This window comes from Actinoallomurus sp. NPDC050550, from assembly GCF_040655075.1.
In the GTDB taxonomy this organism is placed as follows: domain Bacteria; phylum Actinomycetota; class Actinomycetes; order Streptosporangiales; family Streptosporangiaceae; genus Actinoallomurus.
Genome location: NZ_JBFAJC010000007.1, coordinates 260,940 through 285,059 on the forward strand (window position 1 = coordinate 260,940; position 24,120 = coordinate 285,059).

The following is a 24,120-nucleotide window of genomic DNA, read 5'->3' on the forward strand; positions in this document are numbered from 1 at the left end:
ACTCCAGGAGAATGGGATGCGCCCACCCTCACGTCGCCCGCTCGTCTCCTCCACCGGCGACGGCGAACCCCTCATTCGGTGAAACCGAAAGGCCAGGTCAGCGTGGTACTACGGCAGTTGCGCACCTTCCTCGCCGTCGCCGCCGAAGGGACGGTCACCGACGCGGCGATCGCGGTCGAGCTCGCGCCCTCCTCGGTCTCGGAGCAGGTACGGGCGCTGGAGCGGTCGCTCGGCGTCACCCTGTTCGACCGGACGCCGGAGGGCATGCGTCTCACCGAGGCCGGGCGGCGGATGACGGTCTGGGCCCGGCGGCTCCTCGACCAGGCGGATCAGGCGCGGCGCGAGGTGACCGGCCGACCGTCCGTCGTACGGCTCGGGGCCCTGGAGACGCTGGCCGCCACGCTCGTCCCCGGCATCGTCGCCCGCCTCGCGGCCCGCCGCCCGGACCTGGGCGTCGAGGTCGCGCCGCTCAACCGCCGGGAGATCCTCACCGGCATCGACGCGGGATCCCTCGACGCCGGACTGCTCCTGGACAGCGGGCCGGCCCTGGGCGACCTCGGATTCGACGTTCCCGCGCGGCTGGACTTCCTCGACGTGGAGGACGTGCCGCTGGCGTACGTCACCGCTCCCGGAACCTCTGATGAGCGGCTGCTGGTCACACCTCCCGGCTGTTCCTTCCGCATGGTCGCCGACCGGGTGTTCGGCGTCGATGGCGAGCGCACCGAGCTCGCCTCGGTCACCGTGATCCACGGATGGGCGCGCCGGGGCCTCGGCGCGGCCGTGCTGCCGGAGTTCGCCGTCGCCGAGGATCTCGCCTCCGGCGTTCTCGTACGGCATCCGGTGGAGACGCCGGACATCACGCTGCGCCTCGTCTGGCGGGCCGACCGCGAGGAGGCCGTCCGCGAGCTGCTGTACGCCGCGGCCGGTGCCGTACGGGACGGCGGGCGCGCGACGCCGGGCTCCTCGTGACCGAGGACACGCGCGACGCGCCGAGCCGGGGACGCGGATCTCCGCTGAGAACCGGCCCGGTCTCCCCTGAGAGCCGACCCCGTCTCCCCTGAGAGCCGGCCCCGTCTCCCCTGAGAGCCGCCCCGGTGGCCACATCCGGCGCAATTTGTTAAAAGGCGGGAAAACGCCTCGCTGAGCGGTCCTCTTGATCAAGACACTTCACAGGTCCGCTCCGTTTGCCCGTGAAGTAAGGAACCCCCCCATGCCCGGAGGAAGACCGGCCGCACTCCGCCGGCCCGTCGCCCTGCTCGGAACCGCGACCGCTCTGCTCGCCGCCACCCTCTCCGCCACGCCCGCGCACGCCGCACCGCCCGCATCGGCGGCCGGGAGCGCGCGGGCCGCGTCGGCCCCGCTCGCCCACTCGGAGACCTACGGCGCGCCGGCCCGGCCCCGCCGGGCGAAGGTCGTCTACCTGAGCTTCGACGACGGGCCGAGCCCGTACACGCCGAAGGTGCTCAAGGTCCTCGCCAGGTACGGCGCCCGGGCCACCTTCTTCGAGCTCGGCCAGAACGTCACCCGCCACCCGGGCCTGACCAGGAAGGTGGTCGCGCAGGGTGGGAGCGTGCAGAACCACACCTGGTCGCACCCCGACCTGACCAGGGTCTCGGCGAGCGTCTTCCGGTCCCAGGTCCGCCGGACCGACCGGGCGATCCGCGCGGCGACCGGCGTCACTCCGGAGTGCCTGCGACCGCCGTACGGCGCGGTGAACCACACGGTCCGTGCCCGCGCGCGGGCCCTGCACAAGAAGGTCGTCCTGTGGACCGTCGACCCGCAGGACTGGGCGCGGCCGGGCACGTCGGCGATCGTCCATCGGGTCCTCGCCCACGTACACCCCGGCTCCGTCGTGCTGATGCACGACGGCGGCGGTAACCGCGGCCAGACCGTCGCGGCGCTGCCGGAGATCCTCAAGGCGCTGAAGGAGCGCGGCTACACCTTCCGGCTGATCGCCTGCGGCTGAGCCGCCGGCCGGTCACTGCCGCGCTCGCCTCCTCACCCGCTCCGCGGCCGGTTCGTACCTCACCGGCCGCATGCCGGTCTCCCGTCCCCTGGCGGGGACCCGGCCTCGCTCTCTCGGGTACGACGGCCACCGAATGCCGTGGCTCAGGCACCCTTGAGGTGGCCGTCGCCGGTGACGACGTACTTCGTCGAGGTGAGCTCGGGCAGGCCCATCGGGCCGCGGGCGTGCAGTTTCTGGGTGGAGATGCCGATCTCCGCCCCGAACCCGAACTCCTCGCCGTCGGTGAACCGCGTCGAGGCGTTGACCATGACGGCCGCCGAGTCGACGAGCGCCGTGAAACGGCGGGCGGCCGACTGGGAGGTCGTCACGATCGCCTCGGTGTGCGCCGTGCCGTACCGGCGGATGTGCGCGACGGCGTCGTCGAGCGAGTCGACGACGGCGGCGGCGAGGTCGAGGGAGAGGTACTCGGTGCCCCAGTCCTCGTCGGTCGCCTCGACGACGGTCGCTCCCTCGCCGGCGTGCGTGCGGACCGCGGCGTCGCCGTGCACGGTCACCCCCTTCTCACCGAGCGCCCGCAGTGCGCGCGGCAGGAAGGCCTCGGCGATGTCGCGGTGCACGAGCACCGTCTCGGCGGCGTTGCACACCGACGGGCGCTGCGTCTTGGCGTTGACGAGGATGTCCACGGCCATGTCCAGGTCGGCGTCCGCGTCGACGTACACGTGGCAGTTGCCGGTGCCCGTTTCGATGACCGGCACCGTCGACTCCTCGACCACCGAGTTGATCAGCGAGGCCCCGCCCCGGGGGATGAGCACGTCGACCAGGCCACGGGCCCGCATGAGGTGCTTGACCGAGTCGCGGTCGCGGCCGGGCACCAGCTGGATCGCGTCGGCCGGCACCCGGCCGGCCAGCGCCGAGCGCATCACCTCGACCAGCGCGGTGTTGGAGTCGTACGCCGAGGAAGAGCCGCGCAGCAGCACCGCGTTGCCGCTCTTGAGCGTGAGCGCGGCGGCGTCGACGGTGACGTTCGGCCGGCCCTCGTAGATGATGCCGACCACGCCGAGCGGGACCCGCACCTGACGCAGCTCCAGGCCGTTCGGCAGCGTGTAGCCGCGCACGGACTCTCCCACCGGATCGGGCAGGGACGCCACGTGGCGGACGGCCGCGGCGATGGCGGCTACCCGGTCGGTGGTCAGGCTGAGCCGGTCGATCATGTACTCGGACATGCCGTCCTCGCGGGCGCGGGCCACGTCGGCGGCGTTGGCCTCGACGATCTCCGCGGAGCGGGCCACGAGGGCGTCCGCGATGGCGTGCAGCGCGGCGTCCTTGACGGCGCGCGGCAGCGGGGCCAGCTCGGCGGCGGCCTGCCGGGCGCGCCGCGCCACCTCGAGAACCTGCTCCTGGGTGCCCATCTCTCCTCCTCCTGGCCCCGCACCGGCCTCAGGGCCGCCGGGCCGCCGCTTCCTCCGTGACCAGGACGACGAGGTCGTCCCGGTGAATGATCTCGCGTTCGTACTCCGGGCCGAGCTCCCGCGCCAGCCAGCGTGTCGACCTGCCCATCAGGTCGGGGATCTCCGCCGCGTCGTAGTTCACCAGCCCGCGGGCGACGACGCGGCCCTCGTCGTCGCACATGTCGACGGGGTCGCCCGCGCTGAAGTCGCCCTCCACGCCGGTCACGCCGGCGGGCAGCAGGGACTTGCGGCGGCCGACCACGGCCTCGACCGCTCCCGGGTCGAGGCGGAGCCGTCCCTGCCCGGTCGTGGCGTGCGCCAGCCAGAGCCTCCGGGTGGACGGCTGGACGCCGGCCGGGTGGAAGTACGTTCCGACGTTCTCCCCCGCCAGGGCCGCCCCCGCCGAGTCGGCGTTGGTCAGGACGACCGGGACACCGGCGATGCGGGCCGCCTCCACCTTGGTCACCATGCCGCCGGTGCCGACGCGTCCCGAGCCGCCCAGGCGTACGCCGTCCAGGTCGGCAGGCTCGCGGACGTCCTCGATCCGCCGGGCGCCCGGCTCGCGCGGGTCACCGGTGTAGAGCGCGTCCACGTCGGACAGCAGGATCAGCGCGTCCGCGCGGATGAGGTGCGCGACGAGGGCGGCGAGCCGGTCGTTGTCGCCGAAGCGGATCTCGTCGGTGGCGACGGTGTCGTTCTCGTTGACGATCGGCAGGAACCCGAACGCGAGCAGCTGTTCGAGCGTGCGCTGGGCGTTGCGGTGGTGCGAGCGGCGCATCATGTCGTCGGCGGTCAGCAGGACCTGCCCGACGCCCAGGCCGTACCGCGCGAACGACGTGGTGTACCGGGCGAACAGGAGCCCCTGCCCCACGCTCGCGGCGGCCTGCTGCAGTGCCAGGTCGCGCGGCCGGGCGGGCAGGCCCAGCGGCCCGAGCCCGGCGGCGATCGCGCCGGAGGAGACGAACACGACCTCGCGCCGGCCGTCGGCCCGCCGCCATCCGGCGAGGACGTCGACGAGCGCGTCGATACGGGCGGCGTCGATCGCGCCATCCGGGGTCGTCAGCGACGACGACCCCGCCTTGACGACGATCCGCCGCGCGCGCATCACCGCCTCACGCACGACATCACCGGCCCTCCAGCCGCCGGTCGGTGCCGCGACGGCCGAGACCCTGCTCGGATCCGGCGAGCACCTCGGGCTCCCAGTCGAAGACGATCGACTCGTCCTCGGTGCCGATGTAGACGGTGGCCCCCGACTCGGCGCCGGCCTCGGCGAGGCGCTGCTCGACACCGAGGCGGGCGAGCCGGTCGGCGAGGTAGCCGACCGCCTCATCGTTGGTGAAGTCGGTCTGCCGCAGCCAGCGCAACGGCTTCTCGCCGGTGACGAGGTAGGTGTCGTCGCCGAGCGGGCGCACCTCGAAGTCGGCGCCGCCGACGGGCTCGGGCCGGATGACCAGCCGGGTCGGCTCCTCCACCGGCTGCGCGGCGCGGTGGGCCGCGACCATCTCGGCCATCGCGAAGCTCAGCTCGCGCAGGCCCTCGTGGGTCGCGGCCGACACCTCGAAGACCGTCAGACCGCGCTTCTCGAACTCGGGACGGACCAGCTCGGCCAGGTCCCGCCCGTCGGGCACGTCGACCTTGTTGAGCACGACCAGGCGCGGGCGGTCGGACAGCGGCTCGTCGCCCAGGGAGTCGTACGCCTGGAGCTCGGCCTCGATCACCTCGAAGTCCGAGATCGGGTCGCGGCCCGGCTCCAATGTGGCGCAGTCGAGGACGTGGACGAGCGTGGAGGCCCGCTCGATGTGGCGCAGGAACTGCAGGCCGAGACCCCGGCCCTCGCTGGCGCCCTCGATGAGTCCCGGGACGTCGGCGACGGTGTAGACGACCTCGCCCGCGCTGACGACGCCGAGGTTGGGGGTGAGCGTGGTGAAGGGGTAGTCGGCGATCTTCGGCTTGGCGGCCGAGATCGCCGCGATCAGCGACGACTTGCCCGCGCTAGGGAACCCGACCAGCGCGACGTCCGCGACGGTCTTGAGCTCCAGCACGACGTCGAGCTCATCGCCCGGCTCGCCGAGGAGGGCGAATCCGGGCGCCTTGCGCTTGGCCGAGGCCAGGGCGGCGTTGCCCAGGCCGCCGTGGCCGCCCTGGGCGATGACGAAGCGGGTGCCGGCGCCGACGAGGTCGGCCAGCACCTCGCCGTCGAGCGTCTTGACGACCGTGCCGTTCGGCACGGTCAGCACGAGGTCGCCGCCGTTGGCGCCGCTCTTGTTCGACCCCTGGCCCTGCTTGCCGCCGGTGGCCTTGCGGCTCGGCCGGTGGTGGTAGTCGAGCAGGCTCGCGGTGCTGGGATCGACCTCCAGGAGGACGTCGCCGCCGCGCCCACCGTTGCCGCCGTCCGGCCCGCCGAGCGGCTTGAACTTCTCCCGGTGTACGGAGGCGCAGCCGTGCCCGCCGTTACCGGCCTGGACGTGCAGGACGACCCGGTCGATGAACTGCGCCCCCGGCGGCCCCGAATGACCGCGCAGCACCGGCGCCGGCGGCAGCGTCTCGTCCGGCATGTCCTCACCCTTCATCGAAAAAACGACGAGGGCGGACCGATCAACGGTCCGCCCTCGTCCTGAAAACCTGTCGCGTCGGCGGACCTACTCCGCCGGCGGGACGATGCTCACGGCGCGACGACCACGGTAACGGCGGAACTCGACCGCACCCGCGACCAGCGCGAACAGCGTGTCGTCGCCGCCGCGGCCCACACCCGGACCCGGGTGGAAGTGGGTGCCGCGCTGCCGGACGATGATCTCGCCGGCGTTCACGAGCTGGCCGCCGAACCGCTTGACGCCAAGCCGCTGGGCATTGGAGTCACGGCCGTTACGGCTGGACGAGGCGCCCTTCTTGTGTGCCATGTCTGCGACCTACTTTCCGGCCTTGATACCGGTGACCTTGACCTGGGTGTACGGCTGACGGTGACCCATGCGCCGCTTGTACCCGGTCTTGTTCCGGTAGTGCATGATGTTGATCTTCGGGCCCTTGGTCGCGCCAAGGATCTCGGCGGTGACCGTGTACTTGGCCACCTCGCCGGGCGCGCTGACGACGTTGTCGCCGTCAACGACGAGCACGGCCGGGAGCGTCACCGTCGAGCCGACCTCACCGGCCACCTTGTCGACGGTGAGCACATCGTCGACGGCCACCTTCTCCTGCCTGCCGCCGCAACGGACGATCGCGTACACCGCGGAACCTTTCCTTTGCGTGCCTCGGGCACGACTAACCGAACAAGCTCATCTCGGAAGCTGCAGCCCGCTCCCACCGAATGCCGGGGGCCTCAGGCGCGCTAACAACGGCGCGGGAAAGCGCCGGATACCTAGAGTACCGGATCCTGCGGCCGGAGGTCGAACCGGCGCGATCCCGGCCGAAGGGCTATGGCCAGGGACCGCGTGGACGAGCGACCGGCGAACGACATGCGCGGCGCGCGCCGAGACGCACGGGCGGATGTTCGCCATACGTACGACTTCTCCGGCGTGCCACCGAACCAGCGAGGTCCACCGTGGGCGGCGCGCCGTCCTGCGCGGTGCCTCGCTGGACAGGGCCGCCGCCGATCAGCGGCGGCCCGTCACCGCGCGTCAGTCCGCGGTCGCGTCGGACCGGGCCCGCGTGGACCGGCGGGTGCGCCGCCGACGGCCGTTGGCCGAGGGCTCGGTCTCGGGTGCCTCGTGCCCGGCCTCCTCGGCCTCCGTGGCGGCCGGTTCGGCGGCTTCGGCGGACGGGCTCCCAGCGGAGGTCCGCTCGGCCTCCACCGGGCCGGAGGCGGCCTCGGCCGCCTCATCGGCCCCGGCACTCACGGCCTCCTCGGCCTCGGCGCCGGACTTGGCGGCCTCGGAGCGGGCGGCCCGGCGCTCGGCGCGGGCCATCTTCTCCTCGACGACCTTCTCGACCTCGCCCTTGCGCTTCTTCCGGCGGCTCGGCGTGCCGGCCTTGTCCGGCTTCGGCTCGACCGGCGAGAGGGTGACGTGGATCCCCCGGCCGTTGCAGCACTCGCAGGGCTCGGAGAAGGACTCCAGCAGACCGCCGCCGACCCGCTTGCGGGTCATCTGGACGAGGCCGAGCGAGGTCACCTCGGCGACCTGGTGCTTGGTGCGGTCCCGCGACAGGCACTCCAGCATCCGGCGCAGCACCAGCTCGCGGTTGCTCTCGAGCACCATGTCGATGAAGTCGACGACGATGATGCCGCCGATGTCACGCAGCCGCAGCTGGTGCACGATCTCCTCGGCGGCCTCGAGGTTGTTGCGGGTGACCGTCTCCTCGAGGTTGCCGCCCTGCCCGGTGAACTTGCCGGTGTTGACGTCGACGACGGTCATCGCCTCGGTGCGGTCGATCACCAGCGAACCGCCGCTCGGCAGCCAGACCTTGCGGTCGAGCGCCTTGGCCATCTGCTCGTCGACCCGGTAGGACGTGAAGACGTCGTCCTCGTCGGTCCACTTCTGCAGGCGGTCGGCCAGGTGCGGGGCGACGTAGCCGACGTACTCCTCGACCATGTCCCACGCGTCTTCGCCCTGGACGACGAGCTTGGTGAAGTCCTCGTTGAAGATGTCACGGACCACGCGGATGGTCAGGTCCGGCTCGCCGTACAGCATCGCCGGCGCGGACGCGGTCTTCGACTGGCGCCTGATGTTCTCCCACTGGGCGGCCAGCCGGGAGACGTCGCGGGACAGCTCGTCCTCGGTGGCGCCCTCCGCCGCCGTGCGCACGATCACGCCGGCGTTCTCGGGCATGACCTTCTTGAGGATCTGCTTGAGCCGCGAGCGCTCCTTGTCGGGCAGCTTGCGGCTGATCCCGGTCATCGAACCGTCCGGGACGTACACCAGGTAGCGGCCGGGTAGCGAGATCTGGCTGGTCAGCCGGGCACCCTTGTGACCGACGGGGTCCTTGGTGACCTGCACCAGCACCGACTGGCCGGACTTGAGCGCCGACTCGATGCGGCGCGGCTGGCCCTCCAGGCCCGCGAGGTCCCAGTTGACCTCACCGGCGTACAGGACGGCGTTGCGGCCCTTGCCGACGTCGACGAACGCCGCCTCCATCGACGGCAGGACGTTCTGGACCTTACCGAGGTAGACGTTGCCGATGTAGGACTGGTGGCTGGACCGGTCGACGTAGTGCTCGACGAGCACCTTGTCCTCGAGCACGCCGATCTGGGTGCGGTCGCCCTCCGAGCGGATCACCATGATCCGCTCCACCGACTCGCGCCGGGCCAGGAACTCCGACTCGGTGACGATCGGCGGGCGGCGGCGGCCCTGTTCGCGCCCCTCGCGGCGGCGCTGCTTCTTGGCCTCCAGGCGGGTCGAGCCCTTGACGGCCTGCACCTCGTCCTCGACGACGCGCGGCTCGCGGACCTCACGGACGTGTACGACGGTGTTGGGCGGGTCGTCGGCCGCGAGATCGTCGCCGTCAGCGCCGGAGCTGCGGCGACGCCGGCGGCGCCGGCGGCGGGTGCTGCCGCCCTCGGTCTGATCGTCGTCGTCGGAGTCCTGCTCGGGCTCCTCGTCGGCCTGCCGCGACTCGCCCTCGGGCTCGTCCTCGGGTTCGGCCTTGCCGGTGATCTCCTCGGTCTCCTGGCCGTCACGGGTCTTGCCACGTCCCCGGCCGCCACGGCGGCGACGCCGGCGGCTGGACCGGTCGGTACCGTCGTCCTCGTCGCCCTGCTCGTCCTCCGGCTCCTCGGGCGCCGGGGCCGGCTCGGCCTTCTCCTTCGGCTCGGGCTTGGCCTTGGCCTTCGCCTCGACCTTCGGCTGCGCCTCGGCGCGGGTGCGCGGAGCCGGCTCGGCCTTCTCCTCCATCAGCTGCGGCGGCTGGAAGACGACCATCGGCGGCTGGAACGCCGCCTCGGGAACCGGCGGCGGGCCCGCGGGCCGGGTCACCGGCCCCGTGGGCGCCGACGACTCGGGCTGCGGAACGGCGGGCCGGGTCGCCGCGGCCTCCGGAACGGCCGGCTGAGTCGCCGGAGACTCCGGCTGCGGGGCGGCGGGCGCCTCGGCGGCCGGCTCCGGCGGGGGCGCGGCCTTACGGGTGGCGCGGCGCGTGCGGGTCGGCTTGGCGGTCTTCTCGGCGCTCGCGGCGTCACCGGCACTCGCCGGGGCGTCGGCCGCCGTCGTCACCTGGGCCGACGCGGGCCGCGTCACCGTACGCGGAGTGGTGTCCTCCTCCGGCTCCGGCGGAGGCCCCGCCGGTCGACTCGCGCGTCGCGGCCGGGACGTCCTCCCGGTCTGTTCGCCGGTTTCAATGTCGTTGTCCTCGGTGCCGCCGGTGGCGTCACCGAATTCCTTGTCAAGCATGCGGGCTGTCTCCCGTCAGGCTCCCGGGCGCGACCCACGAGGGGTGCGCCGCACAGGAGCTCTTCGTTTGTCGTCGTCGCCGGCGTGGCCCTGGCGGGCCGTACCGACAAAGTCATCAGGGGTGCGCCCGGCCGTCCCCGAGGACCCATGCGTCGCACGGATCTGGTTACGGCTGAGCGCCGACGGCGTCCGGCACCACGGCCCGTACGGCGTCCGCGGTCGCGGCGGCGTCATCGCCTGCCGGTGCGGTCTGCCGGTCGGAGGCCAGCGGGTCGGTGAGCTCACCGGTGGGCTCGTCGAGCGGCCCCTGCGCCAGCCGCGTCACCATGGGCGGTGACGGCGGCGCGAGGTCGGCCACCTGACGAAGTCCGGTGAGGACGTCGTCCGGTCGGACGGCGGGCGTCGTGTGCCGAACAACCATTCGAAGTATGGCACAGCCGACATCCGCGTCTTCCATGGCACGCCGATCGAGCTCGCACGCGATGACCGCGGCGCGGGCATCGAAGCGCCGGCGTCCCTTCTTCGTGAGGCGTTCCACCTCGATCTCATCGGCCGCCATGAACGCACGGACGGCCGCGTCGGCGACGTCGGGGACGACGCCGTCGAGACGCACGAGCCACCGCGATGCCTCCAGGCGGTCCGCCAGAGCCCCGGCCCGCGCCTCGACGACCTCGACGATGTCGAGTCCGTCGGGCAACACGGCGTCGAGGGCGGTCCGCACCTGCTCCGGAACGCGGTGGGCGGTGAGCCCGATCTCGAGATACTCCGCCTCACTGGCGACCCCGGTTGCCGCCGCACCCGTGTAGGAGATCTTCGGGTGCGGAGAGAATCCGGCGCTGAAGGCCACCGGGATCCCGGCACGCCGTACGGCGCGTTCCACGGCCCGGGAGATGTCACGGTGGCTGGTGAACCGCATCCTGCCGCGCTTGGCGTACCGCACGCGCAGGCGATGGGTCACGGGGGCCGGCGCCGGGCCCTCCGGCATGGGTGCCAGGGTTTCGGTCCTTCCTACTCGTGCCAATCCAAAAGTCTCTGTCTCCTAAGAGTACGGGGTCACGGGCGCCGCGTATCCAGCCCCAGTGCCCGGAATGCCGAACGAACGGCCGCTCCAGCGGGTTTCAGGACGTTGACGCGAACCCAGCGGGCGGCTGTCAGCACAGTGACGCGCCACGCCCAGGCCAGGGCCCGCAGGACCGGCCGGACGAACGTCCGCCAGACCCAGCGCACCGGCCGAACGAGGATGTGGAAGAGCACGATTCCGGCGAGTCGCCAGACGTAGGCGATCCCCCGGCCGATGGCGGCCAGTACCGGTCGTACCGCGCGCCACAGCGCGACCAGGGCCCGGCCGATCCAGTGCGCGGCGTACGCGAACGGCATCAGGAGGATCGCCAGGCACCAGGCCAGGCCCCGTCCGAGAGGCCGCAGGAGGTAGCGGTAGATCGCGCGGCCGAGCGGCGCGATGATCGCCTCGGCCACCCACCGAAGCGGAATGACGATCAGCACGCGGATCAGCCAGCCGAGGGGCCGCAGGAGGACCTGGTACACCAGCCATCCGATCGGCCGCAGGACGTACCGGCCGACGGCGCGCCCGATCAGGGCGAGCAGCTCCCAGAGCAGCCGGATCGGTACGACGATGATCAGTGCGGGGACGGTGAGGCACCCGGGTCCTTCGTTCACGCCTGTTCGACGCACGATCTTCCGTTCTCGTTTCGTCCACTCGGGCGACCCGGACCGTCCGTACGCCCGGAGCGCGTCCGACGTCGTTCGGCGGGCAGACGCCACCGTAGGACACGCCGTACGCCGCCGGTAGGGGGCCGCCGTCACGTGGAACGCCGGCCGAGCCCGCGGCACGCTCCGCGTCGGTCAGGGGGCGTCTGCAGGGCCCGCGTCAGGCTCCGGCGCCGGGCGGCGGCGCGGTCGTACGGCGGACGACGAGATCGGTCTCCATGAGCACGCAGGGGGCAGTGTCGCTCCGGGACGGCTGGAGGAGCAGGCGCCCCGCCGTGGTGCCCTTCTCGGTGATCGGCTGGCGCACGGTGGTCAGGCCGGCCGGCGCGGCCGCGGGCACGTCGTCGAAACCGATCACCGACAGATCGCGTGGCACCTCGATCCCCCGTTGCGCCGCGACGTCGAGGACGGCGAAGGCGACCTCGTCGGTCGGGGCCAGGACGACCGTCGGCCGCGGGTCCGCGTCGAGGAGGCCGGCGGCGGCCTGACGGGCGAGTTCCCGGTCGTTCGGCGTCCGGCCCACGGCGACCTCCTTCCAGGCCAGACCGGCGGCCTCGCAGGCGTCCCGGTATCCGGCCAGCCGGGCCCGGCCCGCCCCGAACCGCAGGTCTCCGGGCCGATCCAGGTCGAGCCAGTCGCGGTTGGTACGGCCCGCGATGGGCTGCACGCCCAGCACGGCGACGCGCCGATGCCCGAGACCGAGGGCGTACTCGGCGGCCCGGCGGGCGGCGATCCGGTCGTCGATCCCCACGAACGGCACGCCCTCGACGTACGGGTAGTCCACGGTGACCACCGGGAGGCGGCGGCGCAGCACCGTCTCGACGAGCGGGTGCCCTTCGGGCGAGAAGAGACAGAACCCGTCCACCACCGCGTCGCCGATCACCTCTTCGGCGGCGTCCGGGGACGGCCACCCGATGAGGTGGACCCCGGTGCCCGACTGCTCCGCGACGCTCGCCAGGCCCCGCAGGAAGCCGACGGCGTACGAGTCGGCGAAGGCGTACGACAGGGCCTCGGTGAAGATCACTCCGATCACGCCCGCCCGGCCGCGCCGCAGAGTGCGCGCCGCCGGGTGCGGGCCTGGGTAGCCGAGCTCGCTCGCCACCTCCAGGATCCGCCGGCGCAACTCCTCGTTGAGCTGGTCGGGCCTGGAAAAGGCGTTGGACACAGTCGTACGCGAGACGCCGACCCGATCGGCGATCGTCTGTAGTGTGACGCGCTCCACGAGACGAACCCTAGTTCTGAATTGATTAAGAAGCCATCAGGACGTACTCTCGAAGAGGTAACTGAATCGATCAAGTGATCAAGAGAGGAAGAGATGACTCCGCTTCAGGTCGTCACCTTCATCGCGGCGCACGAGAAGGGCCGCGAGCTCGCCCAGTCGGCGCTTCCCAACGCTCCGAAGATGCCCTACGAGCCCGTCGAGCCCCGTACGCCGGTCGTCCGCACCGCCCTCGCGACGCTGCTTCGTCGAACCGCCGATCGCGTCGACCCCCGCCTGGAGCCGTCAGTGGGATGATCGATCATCGAGCATGTCCGGCCACCGACGCCGCCGGACAGCCCAGCACAAACCGATCCGGCGGGCCCCCACGGGGACCCGCCGGATCTCTTGTTTCCCTGCTTGATCGCGCTCGCTCCACAAGCGCGGGAGGTCAGACGACTGTCAAGGGAAGCAGCTTCTTGCCCGTCGGGCCGATCTGGATCTCGGTGTCCATGGTCGGGCAGACGCCGCAGTCGTAGCAGGGCGTCCACCGGCAGTCCTCGACCTCGGTCTCGTCGAGGGAGTCCTGCCAGTCCTGCCACAGCCACTCGCGGTCGAGACCGGCGTCGAGGTGGTCCCAGGGCAGCACCTCGACCTCGTCCCGCTCCCGGATGGTGTACCAGTCCAGGTCGACCGGCTCGTCGGCCAGCGCCTTCTCCGCGCAGACCATCCAGCGCTCATACGAGAAGTGCTCGCTCCACCCGTCGAAGCGGCCGCCGTCCTCCCAGACCGCCTGGATGATCTTTCCGACGCGACGGTCACCGCGCGACAGCAGTCCCTCGATGATCGACGGCTGGCCGTCGTGGTAGCGCAGGCCGATCGCGCGGCCGTACTCCTTGTCGCGGCGCAGGGCGTCCTTGAGCGCGCGCAGGCGGCGGTCGACGGTCTCGTGGTCACACTGGGCGGCCCACTGGAACGGCGTGTGCGGCTTCGGAACGAACCCGCCGATGGACACGGTGCAGCGGATGTCGCGCCGGCCGGTGGCCTGCCGACCCGCCTGGATGACCCGCCGGGCCATGTCGGCGATCGCGAGGACGTCCTCGTCCTCCTCGGTCGGCAGCCCGCACATGAAGTACAGCTTGACCTGCCGCCAGCCGTTCTCGTACGCCGTCGTGACCGTGCGGATCAGGTCATCCTCGCTGACCATCTTGTTGATGACCTTGCGCATCCGCTCGGACCCGCCCTCCGGGGCGAACGTCAGGCCGGAGCGGCGCCCGCCGCGGGAGAACTCGTTGGCGAGGGTGATGTTGAAGGCGTCGACACGGGTCGACGGCAGTGACAACGACGTGTTCGTGCCCTCGTAGCGGTCGCCCAGCCCCTTGGCGACGTCGGCGATCTCGGAGTGGTCGGCGCTGGACAGGCTGAGCAGGCCGACCTCCTGGAAGCCGGACTCCTTCAGCCCGGTCTCGACCATCTTCCCGATCGTCGTGATCGAACGCTCGCGCACCGGACGGGTGATCATCCCGGCCTGGCAGAACCGGCAGCCGCGCGTGCAGCCGCGGAAGATCTCGACGCTGTAGCGCTCGTGCACCGTCTCGGCCAGCGGGACGAGGGGCTTCTTCGGGTACGGCCAGTTGTCGAGGTCCATGACCGTGTGCTTCGCCACCCGCCACGGCACGCCCGGACGGCCCGGCGCGACGCGCTGGATCCGGCCGTCCGGCAGGTAGCTCACGTCGTAGAACTTGGGGACGTAGACGCCGCCGGACCGCGCCAGCCGCATCAGCAGCTCGTCACGCCCGCCGGGCCGCCCCTCGGCCTTCCACTCGCGGATCACCTCGGTGACCGCCAGGACGATCTCCTCACCGTCACCCAGCACCGCCGCGTCGAGGAAGTCGGCGATCGGTTCGGGGTTGAACGCCGCGTGCCCGCCGGCCATCACGATCGGATGCTCGTCGGAACGCTCCGTCGCCCGCAGCGGAATCCCGGCCAGGTCCAGGGCGGTCAGCAGGTTGGTGTAGCCGAGCTCGGTGGAGAAGCTCACCCCCAGCACGTCGAACGCGCCGACCGGCCGGTGCGCGTCGACCGTGAACTGCGGGATGCCGTGCTCGCGCATCAACGCCTCGAGGTCCGGCCACACGCTGTAGGTGCGCTCGGCCAGCACGCCCTCGCGCTCGTTCAGCACCTCGTAGAGGATCTGCACGCCCTGGTTGGGCTGACCCACCTCGTACGCGTCGGGGTACATCAGCGCCCAGCGCACGTCGGCGGAGTCCCAGTCCTTGACGGTGGAGTTCAGCTCCCCGCCGACGTACTGAATCGGCTTTTGCACCTTGGGGAGCAGCGGCTCCAGGCGGGCGAAGAGCGACTCGACGGCCATGACGGAAAGCCTCCGGGAACAGGTATGGGATTCCCCTCACCCTACCGGTCGGGGGCCACCTCAAAGACGCGGACGTCGGCGCCATGCCCACTGGCGCGGGCGATCCTCGCGTCAGTCGTCAGGAACGGAACATCGAGCACCTCTGCCAGTGCCACATACGTCGCGTCATAGCAGGTGAGATTGCGCCTGAGCGCCCAGATGCGGTTGAGGAGACCTCCCGCCGAATATCGGGTGATCTTCAAGCTGGTGAACAACTCACAGACCTGATCCGCCTCGTCATCGCTCAGAACTTTACGATGCTCGAGCTTACGAAGCACATGGAGGACCTCTGAGTCGATCAGATGAGGTGCCGCGACATCGTTTTGCTCGATCTCTTCCATGAGAAGACAGGTCTGACCATTCAGAGCGCCGACAAAGGCTTCGACCATCGCTGACGCATCGACGACGACGGTCATCGCTCCGCGCGACCTTCGTCGAGCGCTGTGAGGATGTCGGACGTGCTGATGCTGCGCTCCTTGCGGAACGGAAGGTTCCTGGCCCGTGTCATCACCTCAGCGTTGCTGAGGTGCGCGGCGTCTTCCGTCACCAGACGAAGGAGGTACTGCGAGATCGTCATGCCCGCAGCCCTGGCTTTGCGAGTGATGGTCGCGTGGACGTCTTCGGGCACATCACGAACCTGAAGTGTCTTCGCCATGTCTCGACATTAACATGCGTCATGCATGGCGCATGCAGAACCCTTCGGGCTTCGGCAGATGATGTACGGCATGCTCCGTACGCTAGCGATTACTCTCGAACGTAGCCACTCGTTTACGTAAAGTGACGGATCACTCGTACGGGTTGTGGCGCAGGTGGACGGTCTGGAGGAGGCCGACGGCGATGAAGTCGGCGAAGGCCGACGACCCGCCGTACGAGACGAAGGGCAGGGGCAGGCCGGTGATCGGCATGATGCCGACGGTCATGCCGATGTTCTCGAACGTCTGGAACGCCAGCCAGCACACGACGCCGGTCGCGACGAGCCCGCCGAACAGGTCGGCGGCCTCGCGGGCGATGCGCAGCCCGCGCCACAGGACCACGCCCAGCAGGGCGATGATCAGTGCGGCGCCGACGAACCCGAGCTCCTCCCCCGCCACCGTGAAGATGAAGTCGGTGTGCTGCTCCGGGACGAAGTGCCCGGTGGTCTGCTCGCCGTGGAACAGCCCGTTGCCGAAGACGCCGCCGGAGCCGACGGCGATGCGGGCCTGCTGGGCGTTGTACCCGGCGCCCTGCGGGTCGGCCGACGGGTCGGCGAAGGCGGTGAAACGGTTGACCTGGTACGGCTTCAGCAGGTGGAACCACCAGACGGCCAGGGCGAGTGCGGCCCCGGAACCGACCAGGCCGCCGACCCACCGTTTCGGCGCGCCGGACATCGCGAGCACGCCGATGATCACGGTGCCGAACACCAGGGTGGTGCCGAGGTCGGGCTGCAGCATGACGAGGCCGGCGGGGAGTGCCGCGAGTGCCAGGGCCAGCAGGATGTCGCGCCGTCCCGGGCCGACCTCGCCGTCGCGCGGCTCGCCGAGGATCATCGCGAGCAGCACGACCATGCCGACCTTCGCGAACTCCGACGGCTGGATCTGGAATCCGCCGCCGACCACGATCCAGGAGTGGGAGCCGTTGACCGTGGCCCCGAGGGGTGTCAGCACGACGGCCAGGCCGACGCAGGCGGCGGCGTAGACGATCGGGGCGTACGCGCGCAGCAGCCGGTAGTCCAGGGCCGTCGTGACGCCGCCGAGGACGAGCCCGATCGAGACGTTGAGGATGTGCTTGGCCAGGAAGCCTTCGGCACCGGCCTGGCCGGCGCGGGTCGCCGAAAAGACCAGGAGGGAGCCGATCAGCGACAGGGCAAGGACGGCGAGGATCAGCGCCCAGTCGAGACGCCGCGCGGGCGAGGCCAGCAGGCGGGCCGGCAGGGACCGCCGCCGGCTGAGCGCGGGGCCGTACTCACTGATCACGCCGCCACCTCACCCCGCTCATCGGCGTCTCCGGTGGTGCGCCTCGACGGGCTCCCTGCCCACGGCGGGCTGCTTGCCCTTCGGGGACTCCTTGCGCTTCACGGGCTGTTCGTTCTCCGCCTTCGAGGTGACGGCGAAGCCCGGTGGGGCCGCGACCGTGCCGTCGGGTGCGAGGCTCGGCAGGCGGTCCGGGACGTTGCCGTCGGGCAGCGCGGCGCTCTGGCCCTTCCCGAGGCCGTACATGCCCTCCCAGATCTGCCGGACGGCCGGCGCGGCCGTGGTGGCGCCCGTGCCGGCCTGGGTGACCATGGCGACGACGACGTAGCGCGGCTTCTTCGCCGGGGCGAACGATGCGAACCAGGACGTGTCCTTCTTGCCGTACACCTCGGCGGTGCCGGTCTTGCCGGCGACGGCCAGTTTGTCGAAGGGGAAGCCGGTGAAGGCGCCGGCGGCCGTACCCGACTTGGGCACCTCCGTGAGCGCGCTCCTGATGTAGGCGAGCACCTTCGGATCGACCGGCAGGCGTGCGGCCTTCACCGGGTCGATGCGGCGGGCGACGGAGCCGTCCGCCGCCAGGACCGCCTTGCCGACTCGCGGGCTCCACAGCGTGCCGCCGTTGGCGAGCGCGGCGTACGCCCGGGCGAGTTGCAGCGGCGTGACCAGCACGTCGCCCTGACCGACGGAGAAGTTGGCGGCGTCACCGGCGCGGAAGACGTACCCGTCGACGCAGTTCTCCGAGGAGATCGCCTTGAGGTACGCCGCCCGCGCCGGGTCGGACTTGGCGACCTCGGGGTAGCCGGTCTTGGCGCGCTTGCAGTCGGTCTTCTTGGTGTCGTTCCAGTAGCCGAGCTTCCAGCCACGGTCCGGGATGCGGCCGGACGCCTCGCCGGGCAGGTCGATGCCGGTGCGCTTGCCGAAGCCGTATGACCTGGCCATCTTCATCATGGGGTCTTTGGGGTTCTTCACCGGATGGATGGCGCCGTCGCGCTGCCATTCCTCGTACGCGAACCGGTAGAAGATCGTGTCGCAGGACATGACGAGCGCCTGGTGCAGGCTGATGTCCCCGCCCGACTCGCCCTCGAAGTTGCGGAACGCCCGGGCGCCGACCATGTACGAGGACGGGCAGGAGTAGGTGCCGTGCAGGGAGTAGCCGTCCTTGACGGCGGCCGGCAGCGAGGAGATCTTGAACGTCGATCCGGGCGCGAACTGACCGTCGGTGGCCCGGGAGATCAGCGGCTGGCCGTGCGCCTTGCTGAGCAGCCCGTCGTACTCGTCCTGGGAGATGCCGCCGGTCCAGACGGTGGGGTCGTAGGTCGGGAGGCTGGCGAGCGCGATGACGCGGCCGGTGCGCGCGTCCAGGACCACGCTCGCCGCCGAGTCGGCCGGCGTGCCGCGGTGGCGGGCGTCCTTGACCGCGCGGTCGAGTGCCGCCTCGACGATGCCCTGCACCCTGGCGTCGATGCTGGTGACGAGGGTGCCGCCGCCGACCGGAGGCTGTTCGGAGGCGATGCCGGTGACGCGGCCACGGCTGTCGACGAGGACCTTCCGGTCGCCCGGGACGCCGCGCAGGTCGCCGTCGTAGGTCGCCTCCAGGCCGTCGCGGCCGATCAGGTCGACGCCGCTGAACCCGGTGACCTTCAGGCCCTTGCGCCTGTTCAGCTCGTCCTGGGTGATCGGCTGGAGGTATCCGAGGGCCTGCGCGGCGGTGGCCCCGTCGGTGCGGGGATAGTCGCGCACCGGCTCGAGCTGGGCGGTCACGCCGGGGAAGTCCTCCTGTCGCTCCATGATCTGCAAGGCCTTGCGGGAGTCGACGCGGTCGTCGATCGGAATGGGCTGGTACGGGGAGCCGGACCAGCAGGGCCGTTTGATCCCCGGGCCGCACAGCCGGATCTTCAGCGCGATCTGCTCGTACGGCGTGCCGAGCAGGGTCGCCAAACGCCGCAGCGTCTCCTTGCCGCCGTCGTCCTGGCGGGCGAGCGCCGTCCGGTCGACGGAGACGACCAGGGCGGTCCGGTTGCGTACGAGCGGCCGCCCTACGTCGTCGAGGATCTGGCCCCGGACCGCGGGCACGACGATGTCGCGGATGCGGTTGTCGGCGGCGACCTTCTTGTAGTGCGCGCCGTTCATCACCTGCAGGTACCAGAGCCGCCCGCCGAGCGACAGCAGCAGCGACATGACGAGCACGTGCAGCACGACGAGCCGCACGTGCGAGCGCGGGCCCAATTCGCATCCCTCCTAGCGTGCCCGGTAGAAGCCGGGGAGCGCGTCGAGTCCGCCGGGGCCGCGTTCGTGTTCGGCCCTCCTGGTCAGGCGCAGCACGACCCAGACCACGAACGGGCTGGCGATCACGTCGTACAGCACCTGGATCGGCAGCAGATGGGAGACCACCGGCCAGCGGGTGCGCGGGTCGCCGAGCATCATCCCCACCATGGCGTACAGGACCGATCCGGCGAGCGCTCCGGCGGCCACGGCGAGAAACGGCAGCACGGGTGATCGCTCCATCTCGTCGGCCGCCAGGCCGCAGATGTAGCCGATCAGGCAGTAGACGAACGCGTAGCGCCCGATCGTGTGGTCGGCGGGCGGCACGATGTCGGTGGTCAGCCCGGCGAAGAACCCGGTGACCAGGCCCGTCATCGAGCCGTTGACCAGCGCCAGCGCCACCACGGCCAGGAGCACGAGGTCGGGGCTGACCGAGCCGGGCAGGGGCAGCCGGTTGGCGACCGTCACCTGCAGCAGCAGCGCGGCGGCAATGACGATCGTGGCCTGGACGTTGCGCGACATGGATCAACCTCGCGGCATGCGAGACCTGCGCGGCCTCGGTGAGTCGGTGGGCTCGGCGGAATCGGTGGACTCGGCGGACGCGGACGACTGGGCGCTCGGCGCGGCCGGTGGCGATGACGGCGGCGGGCTCGACGGCTTGGGCGGCGGGGCCGGTGCGGAGGTGGTCGGTTTCGGCGGCAGCACCGCGTCGCGGGGGTTCTTCTTCGGTGGGGCGACCACGACGCCGACGACGTCGAGGCCGGTGAAGTGCGTGAACGGGCGGACGATCGCGGTGCGGGTGAGCGAACCGGGCGTCCGTTCGATCCGCGTGACGGTGCCGATCGGCACTCCGGGGACGTACGGCCGGTCGCCCTGCGAGCCGAAGGAGACGATCCGCTGGCCCGGCTTGATCTCCACGGTGGAGTCCAGGAGCTCGAAGGTGAGGGACGAGCCGCTGCGCCGGCCGGTGCCCCGGACGACGCCGACCTCGCCCGATCCCTCGAGCCGGCCGCCGACCGCCGATGCCGCGTCGGTGGCCAGCAGAACGGTCGAGCTCGTGGGTCCGACCTGCGTGATCCGCCCGACCAGGCCGTCCCCGGTGATCACCGACATGTCCGTGCGGATGCCGTCCGTGCTGCCCGCGTCGATGGAGACGGTCTCCTCGACGCCCTCGCCGGCCGAGATGACCTGGGCGGCGACGATGCGATAGCGGCCGAGACCGGCGGTGCCGAGCAGCCGGTTGAGTTGATCGGCGCGGATCTTGTCGATCTGCTGGGAGCGAAGTTGCTCGCGCAGGCGTTGGTTCTCGCGTTCGAGCCGGTTGATGCGCCGGTGCGCGTTCGGGCTGCCGAGGACGGTGTCGAAGGCGTGCCCGACCGGGGTCACGACGGCGGCCGCCGCGCCCTCGATCGGCCCGAAGATCGCCTCACCGAAGGAGCGCAGCCCGCGCAGCGGCGAGTGATCGCCCCCGCGATAGTCGACGGTGATCATGGCCAAGGAGATCAGCAGCAGGATCCCGAGGACGGCGCGGGTTCGCCGGGTGTCGTTCACCGGCCGGTTCCCTAACGTCGTGGTTCGGGCACGAGGACCTGTCGCAGCGCCTCGAAGTCCTCGACGCACTTCCCGGATCCGAGGACGACCGAGTCGAGCGGGTTGTCGACCATATGGATCGGCATGCCGGTCTCTTCCCGGAGCCGTTCGTCGATGTTCTTCAGGAGGGCGCCGCCGCCGGTGAGGGCGATGCCGCGGTCCATGATGTCGCCGGACAGCTCGGGCGGGCACTTGTCGAGCGTCGTCTTGACGGCGTCGACGACCGAGTTGACCGGCTCCTCGATGGCGTGGCGGATCTCATCAGCGGAGATCACGATCGTCTTGGGCAGGCCGCTGACGAGGTCGCGCCCGCGGATCTCGGCGTGGGGCTCGTCGTCGAAGGGGTACGCCGAGCCGATGGCCATCTTGATCTCCTCGGCGGTGCGCTCCCCCAACATCAGGGAGTACTCCTTCTTGGCGTAGGAGATGATCGCCTGGTCGAGCTCGTCGCCGCCCACCCGGATCGACTGGCTGGTCACGATGCCGCCGAGGGAGATGATCGCCACCTCGGTGGTCCCGCCGCCGATGTCGACGACCATGTTGCCCGTCGGCTCGTGGACGGGCAGCCCCGCGCCGATCGCGGCGGCCATGGGCTCCTCGATGATGTACACCCGCCGCGCGCCGGCCTGGTAGCCGGCCTCCTTCACAGCGCGCTGCTCGACACCGGTGATGCCGCTGGGCACGGCCACGACGATCCGAGGCTTGGCGAAATGTCGGCGTTTGTGCACCTTCTGGATGAAGTAGCGCAGCATGCGTTCGGTGACGTCGAAGTCGGCGATGACACCGTCCTTGAGCGGACGCACCGCGACGATGTTGCCAGGAGTACGGCCGATCATCCGCTTGGCCTCGATGCCCACCGCCACGATCTTGCCCGTGTTGGTGTTGATCGCCACGACCGACGGCTCGTTCAGAACGATGCCCCGACCGCGCACATAGACCAGGGTGTTCGCCGTGCCCAGATCGACTGCCATGTCACGGCCCAGGAACGACAGCTTGTTACCCATGAAGAAAGGGAGCCCTTCCGGATTGGCGGGCGTGTGGAACGCATTCTCATGGTAACGCGCGAGATCCCGGTTGACGCAGACCCAGCCCCGCGCGTCGTGATCCGGGTCAGGCTGGCCGTAGGGTTTGTTACCTGGGAAAACAAACGCGCGGGCCGACGTCGTCGGGCCCGCGCGGTTATGCGACCAATGTCAGAAAAGGTCGGGGAAGAACAGCTTGATCTCACGCTCGGCCGAGGCGGCCGAGTCGGAGCCGTGGACGATGTTCTCCTGGATCTCCAACGCATGATCGCCACGGATGGTTCCCGGGCCGGCGGCGACCGGGTCGGTGGCGCCGGCCAGAGCCCGGAACGCCTCGATCGCGCGCGGCCCCTCGACCACCATGGCGACGAGCGGACCGCCGGTGATGAACTCGACGAGCGAGCCGAAGAACGGCTTCTCGCGGTGCTCCTCGTAGTGCGTCTCGGCGACCTCGCGGTCCAGCGTGCGGAGCTCGAGGGCAACGATCTTGAGGCCCTTGCGCTCGATGCGCGCGATGACGTCGCCGACGAGGCCGCGGCGCACGCCGTCGGGCTTGACGAGGACAAGACTGCGTTCGGACACGGATGATTCTCCTTGGTTGCCTGTTTGCGCGGGCCGCGGCGAGAGATCGCCGGCTGGCCGTGTTACCGCAGGTCGCCACGGCCGGGCCGCCGCATATCGGTGCGATCTTACCCGGCGGACAGGGCGGCTCCGTCCGATTCGGCGGGGCCGGCGGCCGATGGCCGGGGACGGCTGCGGCTCACCCACGCGGTCACGGCCGCGAGGATCACCAGGAGGACACCGGCCGCCACGAGCCACAGCCGGTACGCCGCGGTGAGCGCGTACAGCGCCGCCATCGGTCCCCCACCGGCCTTGGTGACGGCGCCGACCTTGGCGACCTGCAGCGGCCCCACGACGAGATGGCCGCCGAGCACCGCGGGAAAGCACAGCGACAGGCCGAACAGGCCCGGGCCGAGGTCGGTGTGGCCCAGCGAGGCCCCGACCGCCAGACCCGTTCCCGCGCCCAGGGCGCACAGGGGCGCCAGCAGCGTCCACTGGTCCGCTGTCGCGCCCATGGTGAGCAGCAGGAAGATCGCGACGATGCCGAGGCCGTACCCGCACAGCACCGCGCCGCGGCCGGCACCCCTCCCGAGCGCGCCGGCCGGCAGGGCGGCGACCAGCGCCCCCGCGCCTCCCGCCGCGAAGGCCGTCAGGGGCACGGCCCGGCCGCCGACCAGCCCGGCCAGCGGACCGGTCACCGGCATGGTGAGCAGGCCGGCGGCCAGCATGACGACGGCGTACCCGAGTGGGCTGCCGGTGACCGCGTCGCGCGAGCCGACGACGGCCAGGCCGAGCAGCCCGGCGATCCCACACGCCGCCAGGAGCAGCTGCGCACCCGGCGACCAGTCGTAGGTCGTGACCACGGCGAGGAACGCGAACCCCGCGGCCGGGACGGCGGGCAGCAGCAACTGGACGCGCTCCCCGCGCGACGGGGACGGCGGGACGTGCTTCCGGCCCGATCGCGTCCGCAGCAGGCCGAGGAGCGCGGCGCCGACCAGCGCGATCGCGCCCAGCCACCAGTACGGGCGGAGGATCGCCCGCCAGTCCACGCCGTCCGGGTTCGACGCGGCCGTCGCGGCCAGCGCGAGCGGCGTGGCGAGCAGGAGCGACGCCACGAGGGTGCCGGCCCATACGGCGGGCGCCGCCCGGCACTCCCGCCGCTCCCGGGCGAGCGCGAGCGTCGCGGGCAGGACGACCCCGCCACCCGCCCCTTCGGCCACGCGCACGGCGCTGATCAGCGCGATCGACGTGGCGTGCACCGAGAGCGCCTGGGCGGCGAGCAGGACGGCCAGCCCGGCGACGAGCACGAGCCAGGCGGGCACGCGGCGGACGACGGCGGCCGCCGCCGGTGTGACGAGCAGTAAGGCGGGCAGCGCCAGGCCGCAGGCGCGGACGAACCCGGCCGCCTCGCCGTTCGACAGGCCGAGGTCGCGCACCGCCTGTGGCATCACGTAGGAGGCCGTGTCGGGCAGGGCGACGATGGCGGCGGGGAGCGCCGTGGCGATGACGACGAGCCGCACGGTGAATCCCGCGGCGTCGCGTTTCCCGGGGGGCGTGGGCATCCGGAATCTCCTCAGGAGATCGTCGTTCCCGCTGCCATCCGGATGGTCGCTTTATGTTAGATGTCGATTTTTCGACATTTAACCGGATTGAAAAGCGGGACGAT

At 71.3% G+C, this 24,120-nt stretch carries 22 protein-coding genes; 3 read left to right on the forward strand and 19 right to left on the reverse strand.

Annotated elements, in window-relative coordinates:
• Positions 1–78: 78 nt before the first annotated feature.
• Positions 79–969, forward strand: coding sequence for a LysR family transcriptional regulator (locus AB0I04_RS13220; RefSeq protein ID WP_360883087.1), 891 nt, complete (start codon positions 79–81; stop codon positions 967–969).
• A gap of 241 nt (positions 970–1,210) precedes the next feature.
• On the forward strand, positions 1,211–1,966 hold the full coding sequence (locus AB0I04_RS13225; RefSeq protein WP_360883090.1) for a polysaccharide deacetylase family protein: 756 nt from the start codon (positions 1,211–1,213) through the stop codon (positions 1,964–1,966).
• 143 nt (positions 1,967–2,109) lie between these two features.
• On the opposite strand, the gene AB0I04_RS13230 is transcribed toward AB0I04_RS13225, so the two are convergent.
• From AB0I04_RS13230 to AB0I04_RS13270, 9 genes are all read right to left on the reverse strand, one after another.
• Complete coding sequence (locus tag AB0I04_RS13230) at positions 2,110–3,375, reverse strand: glutamate-5-semialdehyde dehydrogenase (protein WP_360883093.1); 1,266 nt, start codon at positions 3,373–3,375, stop codon at positions 2,110–2,112.
• A gap of 28 nt (positions 3,376–3,403) precedes the next feature.
• Positions 3,404–4,519 (reverse strand): glutamate 5-kinase, encoded by a 1,116-nt coding sequence (proB, locus tag AB0I04_RS13235; RefSeq protein WP_360883195.1) that lies wholly within the window; start codon positions 4,517–4,519, stop codon positions 3,404–3,406.
• Positions 4,520–4,538: 19 nt separating this feature from the next.
• Entirely contained in the window at positions 4,539–5,969 is a 1,431-nt protein-coding gene (obgE, locus tag AB0I04_RS13240) for a GTPase ObgE (protein WP_360883096.1), read from the reverse strand.
• 84 nt (positions 5,970–6,053) lie between these two features.
• Positions 6,054–6,311, reverse strand: coding sequence for a 50S ribosomal protein L27 (gene rpmA, locus AB0I04_RS13245; RefSeq protein WP_345442704.1), 258 nt, complete (start codon positions 6,309–6,311; stop codon positions 6,054–6,056).
• Between the two features lie 9 nt (positions 6,312–6,320).
• Positions 6,321–6,635 carry a 50S ribosomal protein L21 gene (gene rplU / locus AB0I04_RS13250; protein ID WP_345442702.1) on the reverse strand — a complete coding sequence of 105 codons (315 nt, stop codon included), beginning with the start codon at positions 6,633–6,635 and terminating at the stop codon, positions 6,321–6,323.
• 390 nt (positions 6,636–7,025) lie between these two features.
• Positions 7,026–9,731: an Rne/Rng family ribonuclease gene (locus tag AB0I04_RS13255; protein WP_360883101.1), complete on the reverse strand. Its 2,706-nt coding sequence runs from the start codon at positions 9,729–9,731 to the stop codon at positions 7,026–7,028.
• A 166-nt stretch (positions 9,732–9,897) separates the two neighbouring features.
• Positions 9,898–10,716 carry a TIGR03936 family radical SAM-associated protein gene (locus tag AB0I04_RS13260; protein WP_360883104.1) on the reverse strand — a complete coding sequence of 273 codons (819 nt, stop codon included), beginning with the start codon at positions 10,714–10,716 and terminating at the stop codon, positions 9,898–9,900.
• Between the two features lie 68 nt (positions 10,717–10,784).
• Positions 10,785–11,408 carry a hypothetical protein gene (locus AB0I04_RS13265; RefSeq protein ID WP_360883107.1) on the reverse strand — a complete coding sequence of 208 codons (624 nt, stop codon included), beginning with the start codon at positions 11,406–11,408 and terminating at the stop codon, positions 10,785–10,787.
• 211 nt (positions 11,409–11,619) lie between these two features.
• Positions 11,620–12,681 (reverse strand): LacI family DNA-binding transcriptional regulator, encoded by a 1,062-nt coding sequence (locus AB0I04_RS13270; RefSeq protein ID WP_360883109.1) that lies wholly within the window; start codon positions 12,679–12,681, stop codon positions 11,620–11,622.
• Between the two features lie 93 nt (positions 12,682–12,774).
• Here AB0I04_RS13270 and AB0I04_RS13275 point away from each other — a divergent pair, with 93 nt between their 5' ends.
• Positions 12,775–12,975, forward strand: a complete 201-nt coding sequence (locus tag AB0I04_RS13275) for a hypothetical protein (protein ID WP_360883112.1) — start codon at positions 12,775–12,777, stop codon at positions 12,973–12,975.
• 133 nt (positions 12,976–13,108) lie between these two features.
• Here the strand turns inward: AB0I04_RS13275 and AB0I04_RS13280 are convergent, their stop codons facing one another.
• The 10 genes from AB0I04_RS13280 to AB0I04_RS13325 form a co-directional block, all read right to left on the reverse strand.
• Entirely contained in the window at positions 13,109–15,031 is a 1,923-nt protein-coding gene (locus AB0I04_RS13280) for a TIGR03960 family B12-binding radical SAM protein (RefSeq protein ID WP_360883115.1), read from the reverse strand.
• Positions 15,032–15,072: 41 nt separating this feature from the next.
• Complete coding sequence (locus AB0I04_RS13285; RefSeq protein WP_360883117.1) at positions 15,073–15,486, reverse strand: type II toxin-antitoxin system VapC family toxin; 414 nt, start codon at positions 15,484–15,486, stop codon at positions 15,073–15,075.
• The gene (locus tag AB0I04_RS13290) at positions 15,483–15,725 is read right to left on the reverse strand and encodes a hypothetical protein (protein WP_360883119.1); all 243 of its coding nucleotides are present in this window, start codon (positions 15,723–15,725) and stop codon (positions 15,483–15,485) included. The genes AB0I04_RS13285 and AB0I04_RS13290 overlap by 4 nt, the downstream gene beginning before the upstream one ends.
• A gap of 130 nt (positions 15,726–15,855) precedes the next feature.
• Positions 15,856–17,022, reverse strand: coding sequence for a rod shape-determining protein RodA (gene rodA, locus AB0I04_RS13295; protein WP_360883122.1), 1,167 nt, complete (start codon positions 17,020–17,022; stop codon positions 15,856–15,858).
• A gap of 18 nt (positions 17,023–17,040) precedes the next feature.
• A complete protein-coding gene (mrdA, locus tag AB0I04_RS13300) occupies positions 17,041–19,245 on the reverse strand; it encodes a penicillin-binding protein 2 (RefSeq protein ID WP_360883125.1) in 2,205 nt (734 codons plus the stop codon).
• Positions 19,246–19,257: 12 nt separating this feature from the next.
• Entirely contained in the window at positions 19,258–19,803 is a 546-nt protein-coding gene (gene mreD, locus AB0I04_RS13305; RefSeq protein ID WP_360883128.1) for a rod shape-determining protein MreD, read from the reverse strand.
• Between the two features lie 3 nt (positions 19,804–19,806).
• Positions 19,807–20,832: a rod shape-determining protein MreC gene (gene mreC, locus AB0I04_RS13310; RefSeq protein ID WP_360883131.1), complete on the reverse strand. Its 1,026-nt coding sequence runs from the start codon at positions 20,830–20,832 to the stop codon at positions 19,807–19,809.
• Positions 20,833–20,843: 11 nt separating this feature from the next.
• Positions 20,844–21,875 carry a rod shape-determining protein gene (locus AB0I04_RS13315; protein ID WP_360883134.1) on the reverse strand — a complete coding sequence of 344 codons (1,032 nt, stop codon included), beginning with the start codon at positions 21,873–21,875 and terminating at the stop codon, positions 20,844–20,846.
• Between the two features lie 189 nt (positions 21,876–22,064).
• A complete protein-coding gene (ndk, locus tag AB0I04_RS13320) occupies positions 22,065–22,475 on the reverse strand; it encodes a nucleoside-diphosphate kinase (RefSeq protein WP_360883138.1) in 411 nt (136 codons plus the stop codon).
• A gap of 107 nt (positions 22,476–22,582) precedes the next feature.
• Positions 22,583–24,016 (reverse strand): hypothetical protein, encoded by a 1,434-nt coding sequence (locus tag AB0I04_RS13325; protein WP_360883140.1) that lies wholly within the window; start codon positions 24,014–24,016, stop codon positions 22,583–22,585.
• Positions 24,017–24,120: the final 104 nt, after the last annotated feature.